Raw genomic sequence first — 19,570 nt, 5'->3', positions numbered from 1 at the left:
CACAGGTTAAAGGCACAGCGCCCAAGATGAATTTGACCGAGAGGGAAAGACACCACATGGCAGGCAACAACGGCGGCCCCTGGGGCGGCGGCGGAAGCGGACAGGGCGGCGGCAATCGCGGGAACAACGGCGGTGGCAGACGTCCCGAGGACGGCGGGTCGCAGATTCCCGAGATCGACGAGCTTGTGAAAAAGGGGCAGGAGCGTCTGCGGGTGCTCATGGGCGGGCGTGGCAACACCGGGCCGACCAATGGCTCCGGTGGCTCTGGCGGCGGCGGTCCGATGCTGACCCGCGGCACCCTGACCATCGGCGCGCTGCTGGTCGCCGGGTTCTGGGCGTTCAACAGTTTCTACACCGTCAAGCCGGAAGAGCAGTCGGTCGAACTGTTTCTGGGGGAATATTCCAGCACCGGCGATCCGGGTCTGAACTTTGCGCCCTGGCCACTGGTGACCTACGAAGTGGTCAACGTGACCTCGGAGCGGACCGAAAACATCGGCAGCCGCCGCGGCGGCAATGGTGACGGACTGATGCTGACCACCGATGCCAACATCGTCGACATCGAATTCCAGGTGGTCTGGAACATCAACGACCCTGCCAAGCTGCTGTTCAACATCCGCGATCCGCAGCTGACCGTCGGTGCGGTGTCGGAATCGGTGATGCGCGAGATCATCGCGGCCAGCAACCTTGCGCCGATCCTCAACCGGGACCGCGGATTGATCGCGGATACCGCGATGGCCAATGTGCAGGCCACGCTGGATGAATACGAAAGCGGCATCAACATTGTCCGGGTAAACCTTGAAACCGCCGATCCGCCCCGCGAGGTCATCGACAGCTTCCGCGAAGTGCAGGCCGCCGAACAGGAGCGGGACCGGTTGCAGCGTCAGGCCGATGCCTATGCCAACCGTGTCCTGGCCGAAGCCCGCGGTGAAGCGGCGCAGATCCAGGAAGAGGCCGAAGGCTACCGCGCCCGTGTTGTCAACGAGGCGCTGGGCGACGCCAGTCGCTTTACCTCGGTGCTCGAGGAATACTCCAAGGCCGAGGACGTGACGCGCAAGCGCCTGTACCTTGAAACGATGGAACGTGTTCTGGGCAATGTCGACAAGATGATCCTGGACCCGTCGGTGACCGGCAGAGACGGGCAGGGGGGCGGCGTGGTGCCGTATCTTCCGCTCAACGAACTGGGCCGCAACCGCACGCAGGAAGGGAACTGAGCCATGCAAAAGCTGAATATCATCCTGATCGTCATCGCGGTCATCTTCGTCGGCATCTGGTCCTCGGTCTTTGTTGTGGACGAGCGTGAAAAGGCGCTGGTGCTGCAGTTCGGACAGATCAAGGCCGTGAAGGAAGACCCGGGTCTGGCGTTCAAGATCCCCTTCATCCAGGACGTGGTGAAATATGACGACCGCATCCTGTCGCTGGACACCGAAACCATCGAAGTCACCCCCTCGGACGACCGCCGCCTGGTCGTCGACGCCTTTGCCCGCTACCGCATTGCCGATGTGGTGCAGTTCCGTCAGGCCGTGGGCGTGGGCGGCATCCGGGCCGCCGAGGATCGTCTGTCGTCGGTCCTGAACGCTCAGATCCGCGAAGTGCTGGGTGCCGATCAGGTCACCTCGGACACCATCCTGTCCGAAGACCGGCGCCAGCTGATGACCCGGATCCGCGATCAGGCGCGCAACTCTGCGCGCGGTCTGGGACTCGATGTGGTCGACGTGCGGCTCAAGCAGACCAACCTTCCGGCGCAGAACCTCGAGGCAACGTTCGCAAGGATGCGCGCCGAGCGGGAACGCGAAGCGGCCGACGAGATCGCCCGCGGTAACGAGGCGGCCCAGCGGGTGCGTGCGCTCGCGGATCGTACCGTGACCGAGACCTTGTCGGAGGCAGACCGGGATGCAAACATCATCCGCGGTGAAGCCGACGCCCGTCGCAACCAGGTGTTTGCCGAAGCCTACGGCGCCGATCAGGAGTTCTTTGCCTTCTACCGGTCGCTTCAGGCCTATGAAAAGGCCCTGACCGGCGACAACTCGACCATGGTGATGACGCCGGATTCCGAGTTCTTCGACTACTTCAAGTCCGAACGGCTGGCGGGACCCGCCCGCGCCCCCCGGGCGCAGACGGCACCCGCGTCCAACTGATGTCGGACGTCCTGCTGGGGATCGGAATGGTCCTTGTGATCGAGGGGCTGGTGTACGCACTGGCCCCTTCTCTTGTCGAACGCCTGCTCGAAACGCTGCGCGCCATGCCGGTCGAGGCCCGGCGGACATTCGGGCTGGGCGCCATCGCCTTGGGTCTGGTGTTCCTGTGGGGCGCGCAGCGGTTCCACTGAAGGCACGCGGTCGGAATACCGGCAAATGCGCCCAGTTTTTTTGCTCCATTTTTCCGGTTTTTGCGGTATATTGAATCGGTATCGTCAGACGACGGAATTTCATGGCCCTGCAGGCGTCGGCGCTGCGGGCAGTCACGCCGTGGTCACATCCGCTTGATCGGATAACTCTGGCTTTGAGTGTTGCCCGAACGCCCTTATGTTCCTAACTGTAAGAGGCAAGACCGCCGCCGCGCACCTGATCCTCACAAAGAAGGAGTTCCCTTTGAAACCCGAAGCAATTGCCCGGACATGCGAGTCTGCTACGCCGCTGCGCCTGTTCTGGTTGTCGACGCTGTCGATGATTCTGATCCTGTCGACCTCTCTGATGGCCGCCGCTCAGGGGGCGCCGAAAAGCTTTGCGGACCTCGCCGCACGGATCAGCCCCGCGGTGGTCAACATCACCACTTCGACAACCGTTGCCGGGCGCACCGGCCCGCAGGGCATCGTTCCCGAGGGGTCGCCTTTCGAGGATTTCTTCCGCGAATTTCAGGACCGCAACGGTCAGCAGGGTGATCGGCCGCGCAAATCGTCGGCGCTGGGGTCGGGCTTCGTGATTTCCGAAGACGGCTATGTGGTCACCAACAACCACGTCATCGAAGGTGCCGACGAGATCCAGATCGAATTTTTCGAAGGCTTTGAATTGCCCGCCACCCTTGTCGGCACCGATCCCAACACCGATATCGCGCTGCTCAAGGTCGAGGCGCAGACGCCGCTGAAATTTGTGAATTTCGGCAACAGCGACCTCGCCCGCGTCGGCGACTGGGTCATGGCCATGGGCAATCCGCTGGGGCAGGGCTTCTCGGTCTCGGCGGGAATCGTTTCGGCCCGCAACCGGGCGCTGTCGGGCACATATGACGATTACATCCAGACGGACGCGGCGATCAATCGCGGCAACTCGGGTGGGCCGCTGTTCAACATGGATGGCGACGTGGTCGGGGTGAACACGGCGATCCTGTCACCCAACGGGGGGTCGATCGGGATCGGCTTTTCGATGGCGTCCAATGTCGTGCAGCGGGTGGTCAATCAGCTCAAGGAATTTGGCGAGACGCGCCGTGGCTGGCTGGGCGTGCGCATCCAGGACGTCACAGACGATGTCGCCGAGGCGATGGGGCTTGCCTCCGCCGCCGGGGCGCTGGTGACGGATGTGCCCGAAGGCCCTGCCATGGAGGCGGGCATGAAATCGGGTGACGTGATCCTGAGCTTTGACGGCAAGGACGTGGCGGACACGCGCGGACTGGTCCGGCAGGTCGGCAACACCGAGGTGGGCAAGACCGTGCGCGTGGTCGTCAACCGCGAAGGCAAGACCGAGACGTTGCGGATCACGTTGGGCCGCCGCGAAGAGGCCGAAAGCGCCGTGCCTGCGGCACAGGTTGTCCCCGACGAGGAAGAGCCCGCCGAGGTCGATCTTCTGGGACTGACACTGGTGCCGCTGACCTCGCAGATGCGCGACGAGATGCAACTGGCCGAGACGGTCAAGGGTCTGGCGGTGACCGCGGTCGACGAAAGTTCGGAAGCGTTTGAAAAGGGGCTGCGCACCGGGGATGTCATCACCGAAGCCGGACAAAGCGCGGTGCTGAGCGTGGCCGATCTCCAGGATCGCATCGCCGAGGCGGAAGAGGCCGGGCGCAAGTCGTTGTTGCTGCTTGTCCGGCGCGGCGGCGACCCGCGCTTTGTGGCGCTGAGCCTGGCCAAGAAATAGACCGGCCCGAACCTTTGGGTTGACTGCAAAGCGCTCCGGCAACGGGGCGCTTTTCGTTTTCGGCCTGTCGGCGCGCGGACCCGCAGGGTTGCCGGACCGTCCAGAGCCACGCTGTGACCTGAGTGTCCCGGTGGGCAGCCTGACGGGTGTGCCGGATCCGCGCCATGGTGGCGCGGCGTCGGGGTTCCGCGTCACGGTCATGTTGCGCGGCACCTGTGGTCCGAGGGTGGCATGAGGTGCTGGCGTGCCCGGCCAGAGAGGCCCGGTCTGGTCGAACCGGCGGCCCGGTGCAGAGGCTGAGCCTCTGGGTTCACAGATTTGCTGTTCGCGGCGCTCGCGCCCCAGCCGTCGATGCCGGGGGCGGACCCTGGCGGTGTGCGGCCTCGGGCGGGACGCATGGCCGGGGCGGCGCGGGGCGGTCTCGAACCCGTGGGCGCCGGGGTCAGGGGGCGGGGAGTGCGACCGCGACCAGTCCGAGATCCCGGGCGGTGTCGAGCGCAAGGTGGCCGCTGTCCAACCCCCGTCCCGACTGGTAGCGCCGCACGGCCGCAACCGTGGCGCTGTCCATGCGTCCGGTGATGGCCGCCGTATAGTAGCCCCGGGCCAGCAGGGCGCGCTGCAACGTTGCGATGAATTCGGGGGTCATGGTCTCGGGGCAGGGCACCTCGAAGCGGATCTCGCCGCGGGGTCGCACAATTTTGGGCACGGTGGCGTTGCGGTAGATCGGCGGGCGGATCACGGTGCCGTCGGCGGCGCGCTCAGCCTGGACCACCTGCACCTGCCCTGGGACCTGTTCATAGATCGCCGGCACGATTTCCCGTGCCTGGCACGAGCCATCGGACCGGCGCTCGGCGGCGAGGGCGGCCTGCTCCGGGCCAGACGCACCGGGGCCGCCCTGCGGCGCGCAGGCGACCACAAGGCAAAGCGCGGCGGCGGGTGCCAGTCTGATAATCATGGGCTGCTCGGGCCTCGGGGCGTTTGACGTCTTTGGCGCGCACCCTAACGGCTTTGCCGGTCCGGGGAAAGCGCCTCGGCCGGGCATAGCAGGCGGTCAAGCAAAGGTGAGATATCCTCGATCCGTTCGGCCAGGACGTGGGTCACGCCGCCCTCGCGCTGGAGCCGTCCGGTGACACGCAGCAACCGCCCCGAAATAACGGCGCGGCGGAACGTCTCGTAGAGACTGCGCCAGACGATGATGTTGATGACGCCGGTTTCGTCCTCAAGCGTGAGAAAGATCACCCCCTTGGCTGTCCCGGGCCGCTGGCGCAGGATGACCAGCCCGGCCACGGTGATGCGCGCGCCACTGGGCGGCTGGTCCAGCCCGGCGGCCGGCAGGCAGAACGGCGGCCGCGGCCAGGGCGCATCCTGCGAGGGCCGGGTCTGCGAGGGCCGGGTCTGTGGCGGCTGGGGCCGCGGGGCTGGGCTACGTGCAACTTGCATGAGAACATTTATGGAACATTCGGCAGGGTCACGCAAGTCTCCGCAGACATCTGCTGCAAAAGGGCTGGCAGGTCCGCGCGTGCTTGACTAGGTAGGTCGGCAAGCAAAGTCGAGGAGAGAGATCCACATGGCAAAGATCACCTATATCGAGCACAACGGCACCGAACATGTGGTCGAGGTCGCCAACGGGCTGACCGTCATGGAAGGCGCGCGGGACAACAACATTCCCGGCATCGAGGCGGACTGCGGCGGCGCCTGCGCCTGTTCGACCTGTCACGTTTACGTCGATCCGGCCTGGGCTGACAAACTGCCCGCCAAGGAAGACATGGAAGAGGACATGCTGGATTTTGCCTACGAGCCTGATCCCGCGCGTTCGCGCCTCACCTGCCAGCTGAAGGTCAGCGATGCCCTGGACGGGCTGATCGTGCAGATGCCGGAGAAACAGATCTGATCCCGCACGGATCAGATCCGGCGCGGCGCCCGCTGTCGCGCCGGTGGACCCGGCAGGCCCGCCGCGCGCTGCATGCGCTGCCCCTGTGGCTGGCGTTGCTGGGCGCCTGTGGTGCCGTCCGGGCCGAGATTGTCGCGGCGCGCTACCTGGCACCGACCGAGCGCTATGACCACGGCGTTCTCGGAGACGCGGTGGAGTGGGGCGGGCTTGAGCTGAGCCTGGACGATGGCCGGGTGCTGCGCGCGATCCTGCCCGAGACGCTGGTCTTCGAGGATATCGCGCCGCGGCTGGCGGATGTGGACGGCGACGGCGCGCCCGAGGTGCTGGTGGTGGAAACCAGCCTGACACAGGGCGCGCGGCTGGCGGTCTGGGGCGAACAGGGCCGCATCGCGGCCACGCCGCATATCGGCCAGCGCAACCGTTGGCTGGCACCTCTGGGGGCCGCGGACCTGGATGGCGACGGCCGGATCGAGATCGCCTATATCGACCGCCCGCACCTGGCCCGCACCCTGCGGCTGTGGCGGCTGGAGCAGGGGGCGCTGAGTCCGGTGGCGGAGCTGGGCGGGCTGACAAACCACCGCATCGGCTGGGATTACATCCTCGGGGGCATCCGCGGTTGCGGCGGCAGTGCGGAAATCATCGCCGCCAATGCCGACTGGACGGCGGTCATGGCCGTGCGGTTCTCGGACGGAAGGCTGGAGGCGCGGCGGCTCGGGCCCTACCGCAGCCGCCAGAGCATCGACGCCGCCCTGGCCTGCCGGTAGCGCCGGAAGGCGTGCTGCCCTGGCGGGAAAGTCTGGGGTCCGGCTCAGACAGGGAGGTTTGCCCGGCGCCACGGACAGGGCGCGGACGGCAGGGCCGACCGGCGCCGCGATGTCACCGCGATGTCAGAGCGCGCGCCAGCCGATATCGTCGCGGCAGAAGCCGCCCGGCCAGTTGACCTGATCCAGCAGCGCATAGGCTCTGTCGCGGGCCTCTTGCAGCGTGGCGCCGCGGGCGGTGGCGTTGAGAACACGCCCCCCCGCAGCAAGGATGCGGCCTTCTGACTGCGCGGTGCCGGCGTGAAACATCATAGTAAAGCTGTCTTCCGGCAGCGTGGTCAGGCCGTTGATGACATCACCCTTGGCATAATCGCCGGGATAGCCCCGGGCCGCCATCACCACGGTCATCGCGTGGTCGTCGGCCCAGTTCACCTGCATCTCGCCGAGGCGCTGTTCGGCGCAGGCGTGGATCAGGTCCAGCGCCTGCGCGCCGAGGCGCATCATCAGCACCTGGCATTCGGGGTCACCGAAGCGGGCGTTGTATTCCACCAGCCGCGGGCCGTGGTCCGAAATCATCAGGCCGACGTAGAGCACGCCCTGATAGGGAGTGCCCCGGCGGGCCATTTCAGCGATGGTCGGGCGGACGATTTCGGCCATCGCCTGTTCGGCCAGCGCGTCGGTCAGCACCGGGGCCGGCGAATAGGCGCCCATGCCGCCGGTGTTGGGGCCGGTGTCGCCGGCGCCGACACGCTTGTGATCCTGCGCGGTGCCGATGGGCAGGGCGTCGGTGCCATCGCAGAGCACGAAGAACGAAGCCTCTTCACCGGTCATGAATTCTTCGATCACCACTTCGGCGCCGGCGCCGCCGAACGCGCCGCCGAACATGTCGTCGATGGCAGCCTCGGCCTCGGGCACGGTTTCGGCAATGATCACGCCCTTGCCGGCCGCGAGGCCGTCCGCCTTGATCACGATGGGGGCACCCTGGGTCCGGACATGGTCCTTGGCGGCATCGGCATCGGTGAAATGGCCGTAGGCGGCGGTGGGCGCGTTGCAGGCGTCGCAGATTTCCTTGGTGAAGCTTTTGGAAGCTTCGAGCCGGGCGGCCGCGGCGGAGGGGCCGAAGACCAGCAGGCCCGCGTCCCGCAGCCGGTCGGCGACGCCGGCGGCCAGCGGAGCTTCGGGGCCGATGATCACCAGGTCGATGGCATTGTCACCGGCGAATTCTGCCACCGCGCCACCATCGTTGATGTCGAGCCGGGCGCATTCGGCGATCATCGCGATCCCGGCATTGCCCGGCGCCACGATCAGCTTGTCACATTTCGGATTCTGCAGCGCCGCCCAGGCCAGCGCATGTTCGCGCCCGCCGCTGCCGAGGATGAGGATGTTCATGGGGCGCGCTCTCCTGCTTGGCCTTCGTCGCCCCGCGTTCTAAGGTTGCGGACAGGCAAGAGCAAGCGAGGCATCATGTCCGATCTGATTGACGACGCACCCGAGGGGCTGAACGCGCCGGAGTTCACCGTTTCCGAGCTGTCGGGCGCGGTCAAGCGGGTGATCGAGGGCGAGTTCGGATTCGTCCGGGTCAAAGGCGAAGTGGGACGGGTGTCGCGGCCGCGTTCCGGGCATGTGTACCTCGATCTCAAGGATGACCGGTCGGTGATTTCCGGTGTGATGTGGAAGGGCACGGCCTCAAGGTTGCAGACCCAGCCCGAGGAAGGCATGGAAGTGGTCGCCACCGGGCGGCTGACGACCTTTCCGGGACAATCCAAATATCAGATCGTGATCGAGGACATCCGCCCGGCGGGCATGGGCGCGCTGATGGCAATGCTGGAAAAGCGCAAGGCGGCGTTGCAGGCCGAGGGGCTGTTCGAGGCGTCGCGCAAGCGGGCGCTGCCCTATCTGCCCGAGGTGATCGGGGTTGTGACCTCGCCCAGTGGCGCGGTGATCCGCGACATCCTGCACCGCCTGCGCGAGCGGTTCCCGCGCCGGGTGCTGATCTGGCCGGTGGCGGTGCAGGGCGCGAAATGTGCGCCCGAGGTGGCCCGGGCAATCGCCGGGTTCAACGCGCTGACGCCGGGCGGGGCGATTCCGCGTCCCGACCTGCTGATTGTGGCGCGGGGGGGCGGGTCGATCGAGGATCTCTGGGGCTTCAACGAAGAAATCGTGGCGCGGGCGGCGGCGGCGAGTGACATCCCGCTGATTTCCGCCGTGGGGCATGAGACGGATACCACGCTGATCGACCATGTCTCGGACCGGCGTGCGCCGACTCCGACCGCGGCTGCGGAACTGGCGGTGCCGGTGCGGCTGGAACTGCTGGCCTGGGTCGGGGACATGCAGGCCCGGCTGGGCCGGGCGCTGGGGCAGCGGCTGGAGGTGCGCGGCCAGCGTCTGCGCGATCTGGCACGTGCCCTGCCGCGGGCGGAAACACTGCTGGACCAGCCGCGTCAGCGGCTCGATTCGGCAGGCACCGGGTTGGGGCAGGCCCTGATCCGTTCGGTCCAGATCCGCCGGGTCCGGCTGTCGCAAACCGCCGGGTCGCTGCGGCCTGCCACCCTGGCGATGCGGATCGGACAGGGGCGCGGGCGGCTTGAGGACCGGGGGGAGAGGCTGGCGCCGGGGCTGAACCGGCTGATCGCCGCCAGGCGCGAAGCGCTGGGGCGGCGGGCGGACCGCCTGAGCCTGCGTCCGATCGTGCGGGACCTTCAGGCCGGGCGGGACCGTCTCGACACGGTTGGCAAGCGCTTTGACGAGGCGGCCCAAGGGCAGATGGACGACCTGCGTCGCCGGCTGGAGACACTGGACCGGCTGCGCGAGACCCTGAGCTACAAGGCGACGCTGGAGCGCGGCTATGCGGTGGTGCGCGGCGACGGTGCGGTTGTGACCGGCAAGGCGGCGGCGGCGGCGGCCTCGGGACTGGAGATCGAATTTGCCGACGGACGGTTCAGGATCGGCGGCAGTGCGCCGAGGAAAGCCGCACGCAAACCGCCCGAGCAGGGCACGCTGATCTGATCTGTCCGGCCCCTGGTCGCCCCCCGGTCCGCTGGCCTGATCCCCCGGCCACCCTGATCCCAGGGAGCGCGCGATGCGCGCGCCGGCTGCCTCCTTACCGGCCTGTGGCCGGTGCGTCAGGCGCCAGCGTCACCCTGACGCCATGACCCGGCAGAGGCACCTGCGGCACACTCAGACGCCGAGGTCCGGGCCGTAGCACAGCATCGGCCTGTCGTCCTGGCGCGCTTCGTAGAGAGTTGTCGCTTCGGGGTCGTTTTCGAACACGGCGCGCAGACCCGCGCCGTCGCGGTAGAAGGTCCAGCATTGCGGCGCGGGTCTGTCGTCATAGACAAAGCAGATCTGCCCGGCCTCTTCGTACCAGACGCCGTCCTTGCACTGGCCGTCCAGGAAGGACCAGCGCACGCGACGGTCGGGAAGGTATTCCTCGACGCCGTAGGATTGGCCGTCCTGGCCGAAATACAGGGTCTTGCCGGTGGCATAGGCCTCGAATTCGGCAGCCGTCATCGGCTGCTGCGCCGCTGCGGGCAGGGCGAGGCACAGGCAGGCGAGGAGGCTGGATATCTGTCGCATGCCCCGCACTGTGCCAGAGACCGCGGGCGCGGGGAATGCCCGAATGGTCGCGCGGCGGCAGCGGAAGGTCAGGTCGGGGCGGCCCAGTCCCGCGCCCGATGGTCCATGATCCGGCGCCACAGCGGCGGGATCAGGGCAACGGTGGCCATGACCGGCAGGGAGTGCGGCAGCAGCGGCATGGCGGCGCGGTCCAGGGTCAGGCCGGGAAACGCGCGTTGCGGGCGGGCATGGTGATCAGAGTGGCGCGGGGCGTTCAGCATCAGCGCCGAAGAGAATCCCTGCGGTGCGTTCCAGCTGTGCGCCGGGCCCACCGGTTCCCACCCGCGCGGGGTCTGGCGGCGGCGCAGTCCGTAATGCTGGACATAATCCGAGAGCAGCAGCTGCATCTGGGCATAGGCGGCAAGCGCCAGCAGCCAGAGCAGGCCGGTGACACCCGCGATCAGCAGTGCCGTGACACAGGACGCCAGCGCGCCGAAGCCGTAGACCGCGTAGGGCGGCAGGCCCCGGGCCGCGGCGTTGCGGGCGCGCCGGGTGCGTTCGGCGGCCAGTCCCTGCCGGAACGAGCCGATCCAGGCACGCAGGGCAAAGGCGTAGAATCCCTCGCCGAGGCGGGCGGAGTTGGGGTCGCGGTCGGTGGCCGCATGCACATGGTGCACGTACCGGTGGGCCGAGGCATGGTGGCCGAACAGCAGCGTGCAGTAGACCGCTACCCCCAGCCGTCGCGGCCAGCGCGATGTCCGGTGGATCAGTTCGTGGGCGTTCGAATTGCTGACCTGTCCCAGAAACAGCGCCAGAGCAAAGAAGCAGAGCGCCTTTTCCACAGGCGCGAGCGTCGCGCCGTTCAGGGCAGCAACGCCGCCATAAAGCAGCGGAAAATGCAGCAGGCCGAGCAGCAGGGACAGGCCGTGGCCCGCGGGAAATTCCTGACCCGCGGGAGCATCGGGGGCGGTCAGCGCCGCAATCCGGTCCATGAAATAGGTGAACAGGGTGATATAGAGCAGTGCCAGACCGGCAAAGATACCGCCACGCGCCAGACCCAGCGCCAGAAGCGCCGCCATGGCCAGCGTGATGATGGTAAAGCGCGCCATGCCCAATCCTTTTGGCTGCCTTAAGGCTTTGCCGCCTGCATGTTACTTCTATCGGAAAATTCCGACACCTATCGGGCCGAACCGCGACAATTTGGAGCCGTTTCACTGTGCTCCTGCGTCGTTTTTGGCGTCCCGTCCGTGTTAGGGTCGGCTAGGGTGCAGGCACCAAGGGAGAAGGACCGCAGATGGCACTGGATGAGCGCAAGGGTGTGTGGAAATCGGGCAAGGGCAAGGGGCGCACGACGCCCAAGGGTCGTCAGCTGGATGAAACCGCCTGGGCCGAGGTGCGCGCCTTGCTGGGCGATGCCCCGCGCCGCCGGGATCTGCTGATCGAACATCTGCATCTGATACAGGACAGATACGGACACCTGTCCGCCGCCCATCTGCGCGCCCTGGGCGAGGAGATGCGGCTGTCGATGGCAGAAGTCTATGAAGTCGCGAGCTTTTACGCGCATTTCGATATCGTCAAGGAGGGCGAGGCGGCGCCCCCTGCGCTGACAATCCGGGTCTGCGATTCGCTGTCCTGCGAGATGGCCGGGGCCGAGACGCTGCGCGCCGCGCTCGAGGACGGGCTGGACCCTGCCGCGGTGCGGGTGCTGCGTGCGCCCTGCATGGGACGCTGCGACACGGCGCCGGTGCTGGAGCTGGGCCACGCGCATATCGATCACGCCACGCCGCAAAAGGTGCAGGCGGCGATCGCGGCCGGGGACACCCATGCACATGTGCCCGACTACGAAACCTATGCCGCCTACAGCGCGGCGGGCGGCTATGCAAAGCTGGCCGAACTGCGCGCCACCGGCGACTGGGAGGCCGTGCAGCAGACCGTGCTCGAGTCGGGTCTGCGCGGACTGGGGGGCGCCGGGTTCCCGTCGGGCAAGAAATGGGGCTTTGTGCGCGGCAATCCCGGTCCGCGTTATCTGGCGGTGAACGGCGACGAGGGTGAGCCGGGAACCTTCAAGGATCGCTATTACCTGGAACGCACACCGCATCTGTTCCTCGAAGGGATGCTGATTGCCGCCTGGGCGGTCGAGGCCGAGACCTGTTTCATCTACATGCGCGACGAATATCCGGCGGTGCTCGAGATCCTGCGGCGCGAGATCGCGGCGCTGGAGGCGGCCGGGGTGGTGCCCGCGGGGTATGTCGATCTGCGGCGCGGGGCCGGCGCCTACATCTGCGGAGAGGAATCCGCGATGATCGAATCCCTGGAAGGCAAGCGCGGCATCCCGCGCCACCGTCCGCCCTATGTGGCTCAGGTCGGGGTTTTTGACCGGCCGACGCTGGTGCACAATGTCGAGACCCTGCACTGGGTCGCGCGGGTCTGCCGAGACGGGCCGCAGGTGCTCAGCAGTGTCGAAAGGAACGGACGCAGGGGCCTGCGGTCCTATTCGGTCTCGGGGCGCGTCGCCGCGCCGGGGGTGCATCTTCTGCCCGCGGGGTCGACCATTCTGGATGTGATTGCGGCCGCTGGCGGCATGGCGGAGGGGCATGTGTTCAAGGCCTATCAGCCCGGCGGACCCTCATCGGGGCTGCTGCCGGCCAGCATGGACGGTATTCCGCTGGATTTCGATACCTTGCAGCCCCATGGCAGTTTCATCGGCTCGGCCGCCGTGGTGGTGCTGTCGGATCAGGATTCGGCCCGGGATGCGGCGCTGAACATGCTGCGGTTCTTTGAGGACGAAAGCTGCGGCCAGTGCACGCCCTGCCGGGTCGGCTGTGAAAAGGCCGTCAAGCTGATGCAGGCGCCACAGTGGGACACGGCGTTGCTGGAGGAGGTCTGCCAGGCGATGGCGGATGCCTCGATCTGCGGACTGGGGCAGGCGGCCCCGAATCCGATCCGGCTGACGATGAAGCACTTTCCCGGCGAGGTCTGAGCCTGTCGCGGCCGGGCTGAGTGAGTATTTGACAAGAGAAGAATCCGGCGGAAGGGCCAGATCCGGCGCCGCCGGACTCAGCCGTTGCGGTAGACGGCGCAGATGCAGCCGTTGGCCTTGAGTGTGTCACAATAGCTCCACGCGGCCTTTTGTGCGTCGCGCCCGACGCGGGCCATATAGTATCCGCCGCGTGGGCTGGCGCGGCTTTTCTGGTAGATATAGTCGACGGTTTCGCCACGGAGCGCCGCGCGGCAGCTGGGACCGAATCTCGAAATCTTGTCCCGGGCTGCGGATTTGCTGGTGCCGAAGGCGATCTGCACCCCCCAGGGTTTCAGCGCGGGCTCGGGCCGCGGATAGGCTGTCAGCCGACGGTTGCGGGCAAGGTCGTGGCAGGCCTCGTCAAAGGGTTTGTCCCCTTGCAGCCGGAAGTCATGGGTCCGGGGCGGCGCGTCGCGCCAGGTTTCCGCCGTCAGGCCGGTGATGATCTCGATATAGTCGATGGTCTCCTGCGCGAGACCGCCGGTTTCGGCGACCAGGCCTTCGGCGCGCCGTTCGCCGCCGTTGTAGGCCACCGCCGCAAGACCGGCATTGCCGAAGCGGCGCACCAGTTCGCCGAGGTATTCCGCCGAATGCTCGAGCGCCAGCGCCGGATTGTAGCTGTCGCGCAATCCGCGCAGCGCGGCAGTGGAATCGATGAACTGCGCGATGCCGCGTGCCCGCGCCGGGCTGAGCGCGTTGGGGTCGAACCGGCTTTCCTGCCAGATCAGACGCGCGAAGAACCCCGGGTCAAGGTCGTTGTCGCGCGCGAAGATCCCGATCGCCTGGCAGGTATCAAACACGAAATGGGCCGGGCGGATGCATTGCACATGGCCCCATCTTCCGCTGCTGCACAGGGTGCCGGGATCACCCCGTGCCGCCGGTGGAGCCGCCAACATCAACAGGAAAAATACCATCCGCCACATGTCCGTCACTAGGCCCGGGTGCGCGATCTGCGTCAACAGACTTTCATCTCGGCGCTGGGCGTATTAGGTCAAAGCCACGTGATCAGGAGCGGTTGAGATGTCCTTTTTCGGCAAGCTAAAAAGCAAATTGTTCAAATCGTCCTCGCGGCTGGAGGAGGGGCTCGATGCCATCGTCGGCGATGGTGGCAGCGCCGAGCCGGAGCCCGATCTTCCGGCGCCGGTCGGCCCCGAAGTGCCGGGTCCCGCCAGCCCGGATGTCACGCCACCGCTGGATCCGGTCCCCGGGGCACCGGACGAGCGCCCGGTGCCGGGCCCGGTCGAGGTGCCGCAGCCTGCCGATCCCGCGCCGGATGTGACGCCGGCGCCCGATCCGGGCCCGCAGGTGCCTGCCCCGCATGACCCAGTGCCCCATGACCCTGTGCCCGCGCCCGCCCCCGCGCCGACCGCGCCGCCGCGCGAAATTCCGCAGCCCGGTCACGAGACACCGGCCGGGAACCCGCAGGAGGTGCCGGCCACGCCAGACCGGCCGCAGGGCGGCGGCGTGCTGGGGCGGCTGTTCCGGCGCGGTGACGGCGCGCCGGTCATGCGCCGGACGCTGGACGACGACATGCTGGAACAGATCGAGGAACTGCTGATCGCCGCCGACATGGGGGTGGATACCGCCCTGCGCGTCACCTCGAACATGGCGGAGGGGCGGATGGGGCGCAAGGTTTCGACCCGCGAAATCAAGGAGCTGCTGGCCGCCGAGGTGGCGCGGATCATGGACAGCGTTGCCAGGCCGATGCCGCTTTATGCGACCAGGCCGCAGGTGGTGTTGGTGGTGGGGGTGAACGGGTCGGGCAAGACCACGACCATCGGCAAGCTCGCGTCGCAGTTCCGGGCGGCCGGCAAGAAGGTCGTGATCGCCGCCGGTGACACCTTTCGCGCCGCCGCCGTGGAGCAGCTTCAGGTCTGGGGCGAACGGGCCGGGGTGCCGGTGCTGACCGCGCCCGAAGGCTCGGATCCCGCCAGCCTGGCGTTCGATGCGATGACGCGGGCGCAGTCCGAGGGGGCGGATCTGCTGCTGATCGACACTGCCGGGCGGTTGCAGAACCGGGCCGACCTGATGGAGGAACTGGCCAAGATTGTCCGGGTCATCCGCAAGAAGGACCCCGACGCGCCGCACAACACCCTGCTGGTGCTGGATGCCACCACCGGCCAGAATGCCCTGCGTCAGGTCGAGACCTTCCAGAAGCTCGCCGATGTCAGCGGTCTGGTGATGACAAAGCTGGACGGCACCGCCAAGGGCGGGGTGCTGGTGGCGCTGGCCGACAGGTTCGGCCTGCCGATCCACGCCATCGGTGTCGGCGAGCAGATCGACGACCTGCAACCGTTCGACCCCGAAGAATTCGCCGCAGCCCTCACGGGGCTGGACGCTTGAATTGCTCAGTCGTTGCGGCTGTGGTTTTCCAGCAGCCGCAGCAGCGACAGCACCGCCACGACGATCAGGGTCGCCATCACCGCAAGCCCGAGGCGCCCGGCGCCACAGCCCAGCCCGACGGCGCCTACCAGCCAGAGCGATGCGCCCGTGGTGACATTGCGCACCTCGCCATCGGCCTTGAAGATCATCCCCGCAGCAAGGAAGGCGACACCGGCGGTCACCGCCTCGATCATGCGCAGCGGGTCGTTGCGCTGCTCTCCGTCGGCGCCGAACTGCAGCGCGCTCAGCTCCTGGCCGATGATCACGAACAGGCAGGCCGCGACGCTGACCAGGATGTGGGTGCGCAGGCCGGCGGGTTTGTTGCGCCACTCGCGCTCGGCACCGATCACGGCGCCCAGGGTGATGGCGGCGCTCAGGCGCGCAAGGGCGACCGGGGCGGAAACCACCGAAAAGCTGTTGGCGAATTCTGCGGTGATCTGTTCCAGCATCTGGCTGTTCTCCCGGGTGTTGCGGGTACAACGTGCCGCCGGTGGCGCAGTTCCCGCGCCGCGCGGGGATGAGCGCCTGGCTGATCTCGCTGGAAGGCACCGAGGCCGGGCACCGATTGGCCCTGGGCCTTGCTGTGCTGGCGGCCTTTCTGCACGCGGTCTTTGGTGCGCTGCAGAAAGGGCGTCACGACCCCTGGCTCACCCGTGGCGCGATCGACGCCAGCGTCTTTGTCATGGCGCTGCCGGTGGCGCTGTTCGCGGTGCCGTTCCCCGAGCCGCACATGTGGCCGGTCTTTGCCGTCGTCTGGCTGATCCACATCGTCTACAAATCGCTGCAGGCTGCGGCCTACACCAAGGGGGCCTATACCGTGGTCTACCCGGTGGTGCGCGGCACCGGGCCGCTGTTTACGGTGATCGGGGCCTATCTTCTGTTTGGCGAGGTGTTCAACATCTGGCAGTGGCTGGGGGTTGGCGTCTTGTTGTCGGGGATCTTCGGCCTTGCCCTCTACAACATGATCTATCTCGAACCGCAGCGCGACACGCTGCCGGTTGCAATGGGCCTGGCCTTTGTCACCGGCCTGTTTGTCGCGCTTTACACCACCTATGACGCCTACGGCATCCGCGCCACGGCCGATCCGTTTACCTTTTTGGCCTGGTTCTTTGTGATCGACGGGGTCGCGCTGCCGTTCTTTGCCGCACGCCGCTGGCAGCGGATGGCAGACCGCCCGGCACCGGGGCCGCTCATGCTGCGCGGCGTTCTGGGGGGCGTGGTCGCGTTTTTCAGTTTCGGGTCGATCATGTTGGCCACCCGGCTGGACAAGGTCGGCGAGGCGGCGGTGCTGCGCGAAACCTCGACGGTGTTTGCGGCGCTGATCGGCTGGCTGGTGCTGAAGGAAACCGTGGGGCCGCGACGCATCGCTTTGATGACGTTGATCGCCCTGGGTGCAGTGATTGTTGAGTTCTCGGGCTGAGCCCCCCATATAGAGCACGAAACGGAGGCCCTGATGCCAGAACGCAAGATCAACCCGACCCTCAAGACCGCACTCGAACTGGGGCCTGTGCTGTTGTTCTTTGTGGCCTATCTCTGGCTCAAGGACGAGACATTCAACATCGCCGGGACCGCCTATGCCGGGTTCATCATCGTCACTGCCGGCTTCATCCCGGTGATCATCGCCTCGACGGCGGCGCTCTGGGCGCTGACCGGCAAGCTTGGCCGGATGCAGGTGGTCACGGTGGTGCTCATCACCGTGTTCGGCGGGCTGTCGGTCTGGCTGAACGACGACCGGTTCTTCAAGATGAAGCCGACACTGATCTACCTGCTGTTCGGCGGCATCCTTGGGGTCGGGTTGCTCAAGGGCGAAAGTTACCTCAAGTTTGTGATGGAGGGGCTGATGCCGCTGGAGCAAGCGGGCTGGATGCTGCTGACCAAACGTGTCTGCGCCCTGTTCCTTGGCCTTGCGCTGGCCAACGAGGTGATCTGGCGCAGCATGAGCACCGAGACATGGGTCTATTTCAAGACGTTCGGGCTGACGGCGGCGATCTTTGTGTTCTTTTTCACCCAGGGCGGGTTGTTCAAGCGCTACGGGATCGAAAAGCCGGAAAAAGGCTGAACCGCACGCGTGGGCCTCAGCGCCCGCGATCGATCTTGGTGCTGAGGTGAATCAGGCTTTCTGAACTGCGCACGCCCTTGGCGTCGCCGATGCGATCCAGCGTTTCGTCCAGCTCCTGTGTGGTCTGGGCGCAGATCTCCGCGATCAGGTCGACCCGGCCCGACGTCGTGTGCACCAGCACGACACCCGGCAGGGCGCGCAGACGCGCCAGCACCGCCGGACCCGAGCGCGGTTCGATCGTGACCAGCGCCGTGGCGCGGATCGGGGCGCGCAGCGCCGGGCTGCCCTTGAGCGTGAACCCGGCGATCACGCCACCTTCGACCAGTCGGTCGATCCGTGCCTGCACGGTTGTGCGCGCAATGCCCAGGGTGCGGGCCAGCGTGGCCACCGGCGTGCGGGCATTGTCCGACAGCAGCGACAGAAGTTTTTCATCCGTTTGATCAATCTGCATCCTCAGACCTGCGATATGACGAAAGATTTGGTCATAATGCGCTAAGTGCTGCGTGAAAGCGACAAGTATTCCCGGCACACTTTTGCGAAACAAACAATCGCAAAGGTGCGGAAATGGTCTCAGAGGTACGGCAGTGGGCATCGCCGATGGATTTCCTGACACAGGTCCGCCCGGACGTGCCGGTGTTGTTCTTTGATCCCGGCGTCCTGCAGCGCACGGCAAAACGGTTTCTGCAACGATTTCCCGGCATGGTGACCTATGCGGTCAAGGCCAACCCGGCGCCCGAAATCCTCGACAATCTGGTGGCGGCGGGGGTTCGGGCCTTCGACGTCGCCTCTCCCGCCGAGATGACAGCGGTGCGCCGCGCCCTGCCGGCGGCACGGCTGCACTACCACAACCCGGTGCGCTCGCGCACCGAGATTGCTATGGCGCGCGAGCACGGCATCGCCTCCTGGTCGGTCGACCGGCAAGCGGAATACGACAAGCTCGCCGACCTGTCCGCAGGGTCCGAGATCGCGGTGCGCCTGAAGCTTCCGGTCTCCGGCGCAGCGTATGATTTCGGCACCAAATTCGGGGCCACCCCGGACGAGGCCGTCGCCCTGTTGCGGGCGACCCGTGCCCGGGGCCATGTGCCGGCGATGACCTTTCACCCCGGCACCCAATGCGCCGACGGTGCCCCCTGGGCGCGGTACATCGCGGTTTGTGCCGAAGTGGCGCAGGCCGCGGGTGTCCGGCTGGCCCGGCTCAACGTCGGTGGCGGCTTTGCGGCGCACCGCTCCGGCATTGCCCCGGATCTCGAAGCGGTCTTTGCGGAAATCTCCGGCGCGACGGCGACGGCGTTTGGCGCCATGCCGCCGCCCCTGTGTTGCGAACCCGGCCGGGCGATGGTGGCCGAAGCGGTGCAGCTGGCCCTGCGGATCAAGGCGCTGGACCCGGAGTCGGTCACATTGAACGATGGCGTCTATGGCGCGCTGGGAGAGTGGCGGGACTTGCCCGCGGGCGACCGCATTGCCGTGTTCGCGCCCACGGGACAAAGGCGCAGTGGCGCGTTGCGCGAACGGGTTGTGTTCGGTCCGACCTGCGACAGTGTCGACCGGCTTCCGCATCCGCTGCCGCTGCCGCGGGACAGCGCCGAAGACGACTACCTGCTGTTTGATGCGATGGGGGCCTATGCGCAGGCGCTGGTGACCGGCTTTAACGGCTATGGCGCGCGCCGGGTTGTCACGCTGAATGGCGCACCGTCATCGGGATAGCCGGCGGCAGCGGCAGGGCAGGGAACGGCGTGCCGCCAAATGCCGCCGTGGGCTGCATTATTTCGAAGGGACGGCTTCATCGAAGGACCCCCGCTCTGGACACTTGGACTCCGAAGGCTAATGTCCGGGCAAAGC

General features: G+C 66.9%; 20 protein-coding genes. 12 read left to right on the top strand and 8 right to left on the bottom strand.

Annotation, left to right across the window (positions count from 1 at the left end):
* The first annotated feature begins 56 nt into the window (after positions 1-56).
* The 4 genes from hflK to FOY53_RS08165 all read left to right on the top strand — a co-directional run bounded on the left by hflK (position 57) and on the right by FOY53_RS08165 (position 4,064).
* The gene (gene hflK, locus FOY53_RS08180; protein WP_146587607.1) at positions 57-1,211 is read left to right on the top strand and encodes an FtsH protease activity modulator HflK; all 1,155 of its coding nucleotides are present in this window, start codon (positions 57-59) and stop codon (positions 1,209-1,211) included.
* A 3-nt stretch (positions 1,212-1,214) separates the two neighbouring features.
* Positions 1,215-2,135 (top strand): protease modulator HflC, encoded by a 921-nt coding sequence (hflC, locus tag FOY53_RS08175; RefSeq protein ID WP_146587605.1) that lies wholly within the window; start codon positions 1,215-1,217, stop codon positions 2,133-2,135.
* A complete protein-coding gene (locus FOY53_RS08170; RefSeq protein WP_146587604.1) occupies positions 2,135-2,326 on the top strand; it encodes a DUF2065 domain-containing protein in 192 nt (63 codons plus the stop codon). Before hflC ends, FOY53_RS08170 begins: the two co-directional genes overlap by 1 nt.
* 337 nt (positions 2,327-2,663) lie before the next feature.
* The gene (locus tag FOY53_RS08165) at positions 2,664-4,064 is read left to right on the top strand and encodes a DegQ family serine endoprotease (RefSeq protein WP_439332537.1); all 1,401 of its coding nucleotides are present in this window, start codon (positions 2,664-2,666) and stop codon (positions 4,062-4,064) included.
* Positions 4,065-4,506: 442 nt separating this feature from the next.
* Here the strand turns inward: FOY53_RS08165 and FOY53_RS08155 are convergent, their stop codons facing one another.
* The gene (locus tag FOY53_RS08155; protein WP_146587598.1) at positions 4,507-5,019 is read right to left on the bottom strand and encodes a peptidoglycan-binding domain-containing protein; all 513 of its coding nucleotides are present in this window, start codon (positions 5,017-5,019) and stop codon (positions 4,507-4,509) included.
* 44 nt (positions 5,020-5,063) lie between these two features.
* The gene (locus tag FOY53_RS08150; protein ID WP_146587596.1) at positions 5,064-5,504 is read right to left on the bottom strand and encodes an OB-fold nucleic acid binding domain-containing protein; all 441 of its coding nucleotides are present in this window, start codon (positions 5,502-5,504) and stop codon (positions 5,064-5,066) included.
* A gap of 127 nt (positions 5,505-5,631) precedes the next feature.
* On the opposite strand from FOY53_RS08150, the gene FOY53_RS08145 reads away from it, so the two are divergent.
* Together FOY53_RS08145 and FOY53_RS08140 are read left to right on the top strand one after the other, a co-directional pair.
* Positions 5,632-5,955, top strand: a complete 324-nt coding sequence (locus tag FOY53_RS08145; RefSeq protein ID WP_146587594.1) for a 2Fe-2S iron-sulfur cluster-binding protein — start codon at positions 5,632-5,634, stop codon at positions 5,953-5,955.
* A 95-nt stretch (positions 5,956-6,050) separates the two neighbouring features.
* On the top strand, positions 6,051-6,719 hold the full coding sequence (locus FOY53_RS08140) for an FG-GAP repeat domain-containing protein (RefSeq protein WP_246107324.1): 669 nt from the start codon (positions 6,051-6,053) through the stop codon (positions 6,717-6,719).
* A 123-nt stretch (positions 6,720-6,842) separates the two neighbouring features.
* Here the strand turns inward: FOY53_RS08140 and purD are convergent, their stop codons facing one another.
* Positions 6,843-8,105 carry a phosphoribosylamine--glycine ligase gene (purD, locus tag FOY53_RS08135; RefSeq protein WP_146587590.1) on the bottom strand — a complete coding sequence of 421 codons (1,263 nt, stop codon included), beginning with the start codon at positions 8,103-8,105 and terminating at the stop codon, positions 6,843-6,845.
* A gap of 75 nt (positions 8,106-8,180) precedes the next feature.
* Here purD and xseA point away from each other — a divergent pair, with 75 nt between their 5' ends.
* Positions 8,181-9,722 carry an exodeoxyribonuclease VII large subunit gene (gene xseA, locus FOY53_RS08130; protein ID WP_146587588.1) on the top strand — a complete coding sequence of 514 codons (1,542 nt, stop codon included), beginning with the start codon at positions 8,181-8,183 and terminating at the stop codon, positions 9,720-9,722.
* A gap of 171 nt (positions 9,723-9,893) precedes the next feature.
* Here xseA and FOY53_RS08125 read toward each other — a convergent pair whose 3' ends face one another.
* On the bottom strand, positions 9,894-10,292 hold the full coding sequence (locus FOY53_RS08125) for a hypothetical protein (protein ID WP_146587586.1): 399 nt from the start codon (positions 10,290-10,292) through the stop codon (positions 9,894-9,896).
* Positions 10,293-10,360: 68 nt separating this feature from the next.
* Positions 10,361-11,380: an alkane 1-monooxygenase gene (locus FOY53_RS08120; protein WP_146587583.1), complete on the bottom strand. Its 1,020-nt coding sequence runs from the start codon at positions 11,378-11,380 to the stop codon at positions 10,361-10,363.
* A gap of 185 nt (positions 11,381-11,565) precedes the next feature.
* On the opposite strand from FOY53_RS08120, the gene FOY53_RS08115 reads away from it, so the two are divergent.
* On the top strand, positions 11,566-13,251 hold the full coding sequence (locus tag FOY53_RS08115; protein ID WP_146587580.1) for an NAD(P)H-dependent oxidoreductase subunit E: 1,686 nt from the start codon (positions 11,566-11,568) through the stop codon (positions 13,249-13,251).
* 77 nt (positions 13,252-13,328) lie between these two features.
* Here FOY53_RS08115 and FOY53_RS08110 read toward each other — a convergent pair whose 3' ends face one another.
* On the bottom strand, positions 13,329-14,090 hold the full coding sequence (locus tag FOY53_RS08110) for a lytic transglycosylase domain-containing protein (protein WP_342783980.1): 762 nt from the start codon (positions 14,088-14,090) through the stop codon (positions 13,329-13,331).
* A 220-nt stretch (positions 14,091-14,310) separates the two neighbouring features.
* On the opposite strand from FOY53_RS08110, the gene ftsY reads away from it, so the two are divergent.
* Positions 14,311-15,633 (top strand): signal recognition particle-docking protein FtsY, encoded by a 1,323-nt coding sequence (ftsY, locus tag FOY53_RS08105; RefSeq protein ID WP_146587575.1) that lies wholly within the window; start codon positions 14,311-14,313, stop codon positions 15,631-15,633.
* Positions 15,634-15,638: 5 nt separating this feature from the next.
* On the opposite strand, the gene FOY53_RS08100 is transcribed toward ftsY, so the two are convergent.
* A complete protein-coding gene (locus FOY53_RS08100; RefSeq protein WP_146587573.1) occupies positions 15,639-16,121 on the bottom strand; it encodes an MgtC/SapB family protein in 483 nt (160 codons plus the stop codon).
* 68 nt (positions 16,122-16,189) lie between these two features.
* On the opposite strand from FOY53_RS08100, the gene FOY53_RS08095 reads away from it, so the two are divergent.
* Positions 16,190-17,092 (top strand): EamA family transporter, encoded by a 903-nt coding sequence (locus tag FOY53_RS08095; RefSeq protein ID WP_146587571.1) that lies wholly within the window; start codon positions 16,190-16,192, stop codon positions 17,090-17,092.
* Positions 17,093-17,125: 33 nt separating this feature from the next.
* Positions 17,126-17,731, top strand: coding sequence for an inner membrane-spanning protein YciB (locus tag FOY53_RS08090; protein WP_186766543.1), 606 nt, complete (start codon positions 17,126-17,128; stop codon positions 17,729-17,731).
* Positions 17,732-17,747: 16 nt separating this feature from the next.
* On the opposite strand, the gene FOY53_RS08085 is transcribed toward FOY53_RS08090, so the two are convergent.
* Positions 17,748-18,182 (bottom strand): Lrp/AsnC family transcriptional regulator, encoded by a 435-nt coding sequence (locus FOY53_RS08085; RefSeq protein ID WP_146587568.1) that lies wholly within the window; start codon positions 18,180-18,182, stop codon positions 17,748-17,750.
* Between the two features lie 113 nt (positions 18,183-18,295).
* Here FOY53_RS08085 and FOY53_RS08080 point away from each other — a divergent pair, with 113 nt between their 5' ends.
* Positions 18,296-19,435, top strand: a complete 1,140-nt coding sequence (locus tag FOY53_RS08080) for a type III PLP-dependent enzyme (RefSeq protein ID WP_146587566.1) — start codon at positions 18,296-18,298, stop codon at positions 19,433-19,435.
* Positions 19,436-19,570 lie beyond the last annotated feature (135 nt).

Origin of the sequence: Puniceibacterium confluentis (genome assembly GCF_007923445.1) — a bacterium.
Lineage (GTDB): Bacteria > Pseudomonadota > Alphaproteobacteria > Rhodobacterales > Rhodobacteraceae > Puniceibacterium > Puniceibacterium confluentis.
Note: the sequence above shows the minus strand (reverse complement) of the source record. Positions and strands in the feature narration are given on the sequence as shown.

Bases quoted from the DNA above. Each gene is read 5' to 3' on its own strand.
- hflC (WP_146587605.1), top strand. From the start codon at position 1,215: ATGCAAAAGCTGAATATCATCCTGATCGTCATCGCGGTCATCTTCGTC.
- FOY53_RS08095 (WP_146587571.1), top strand. From the start codon at position 16,190: ATGAGCGCCTGGCTGATCTCGCTGGAAGGCACCGAGGCCGGGCACCGA.
- ftsY (WP_146587575.1), top strand. From the start codon at position 14,311: ATGTCCTTTTTCGGCAAGCTAAAAAGCAAATTGTTCAAATCGTCCTCG.
- FOY53_RS08125 (WP_146587586.1), bottom strand. From the start codon at position 10,292: ATGCGACAGATATCCAGCCTCCTCGCCTGCCTGTGCCTCGCCCTGCCC.
- FOY53_RS08115 (WP_146587580.1), top strand. From the start codon at position 11,566: ATGGCACTGGATGAGCGCAAGGGTGTGTGGAAATCGGGCAAGGGCAAG.
- FOY53_RS08150 (WP_146587596.1), bottom strand. From the start codon at position 5,504: ATGCAAGTTGCACGTAGCCCAGCCCCGCGGCCCCAGCCGCCACAGACC.
- FOY53_RS08155 (WP_146587598.1), bottom strand. From the start codon at position 5,019: ATGATTATCAGACTGGCACCCGCCGCCGCGCTTTGCCTTGTGGTCGCC.
- FOY53_RS08165 (WP_439332537.1), top strand. From the start codon at position 2,664: ATGATTCTGATCCTGTCGACCTCTCTGATGGCCGCCGCTCAGGGGGCG.
- hflK (WP_146587607.1), top strand. From the start codon at position 57: ATGGCAGGCAACAACGGCGGCCCCTGGGGCGGCGGCGGAAGCGGACAG.
- FOY53_RS08100 (WP_146587573.1), bottom strand. From the start codon at position 16,121: ATGCTGGAACAGATCACCGCAGAATTCGCCAACAGCTTTTCGGTGGTT.
- FOY53_RS08120 (WP_146587583.1), bottom strand. From the start codon at position 11,380: ATGGCGCGCTTTACCATCATCACGCTGGCCATGGCGGCGCTTCTGGCG.
- FOY53_RS08170 (WP_146587604.1), top strand. From the start codon at position 2,135: ATGTCGGACGTCCTGCTGGGGATCGGAATGGTCCTTGTGATCGAGGGG.
- purD (WP_146587590.1), bottom strand. From the start codon at position 8,105: ATGAACATCCTCATCCTCGGCAGCGGCGGGCGCGAACATGCGCTGGCC.
- xseA (WP_146587588.1), top strand. From the start codon at position 8,181: ATGTCCGATCTGATTGACGACGCACCCGAGGGGCTGAACGCGCCGGAG.
- FOY53_RS08080 (WP_146587566.1), top strand. From the start codon at position 18,296: ATGGTCTCAGAGGTACGGCAGTGGGCATCGCCGATGGATTTCCTGACA.
- FOY53_RS08090 (WP_186766543.1), top strand. From the start codon at position 17,126: ATGCCAGAACGCAAGATCAACCCGACCCTCAAGACCGCACTCGAACTG.
- FOY53_RS08145 (WP_146587594.1), top strand. From the start codon at position 5,632: ATGGCAAAGATCACCTATATCGAGCACAACGGCACCGAACATGTGGTC.
- FOY53_RS08085 (WP_146587568.1), bottom strand. From the start codon at position 18,182: ATGCAGATTGATCAAACGGATGAAAAACTTCTGTCGCTGCTGTCGGAC.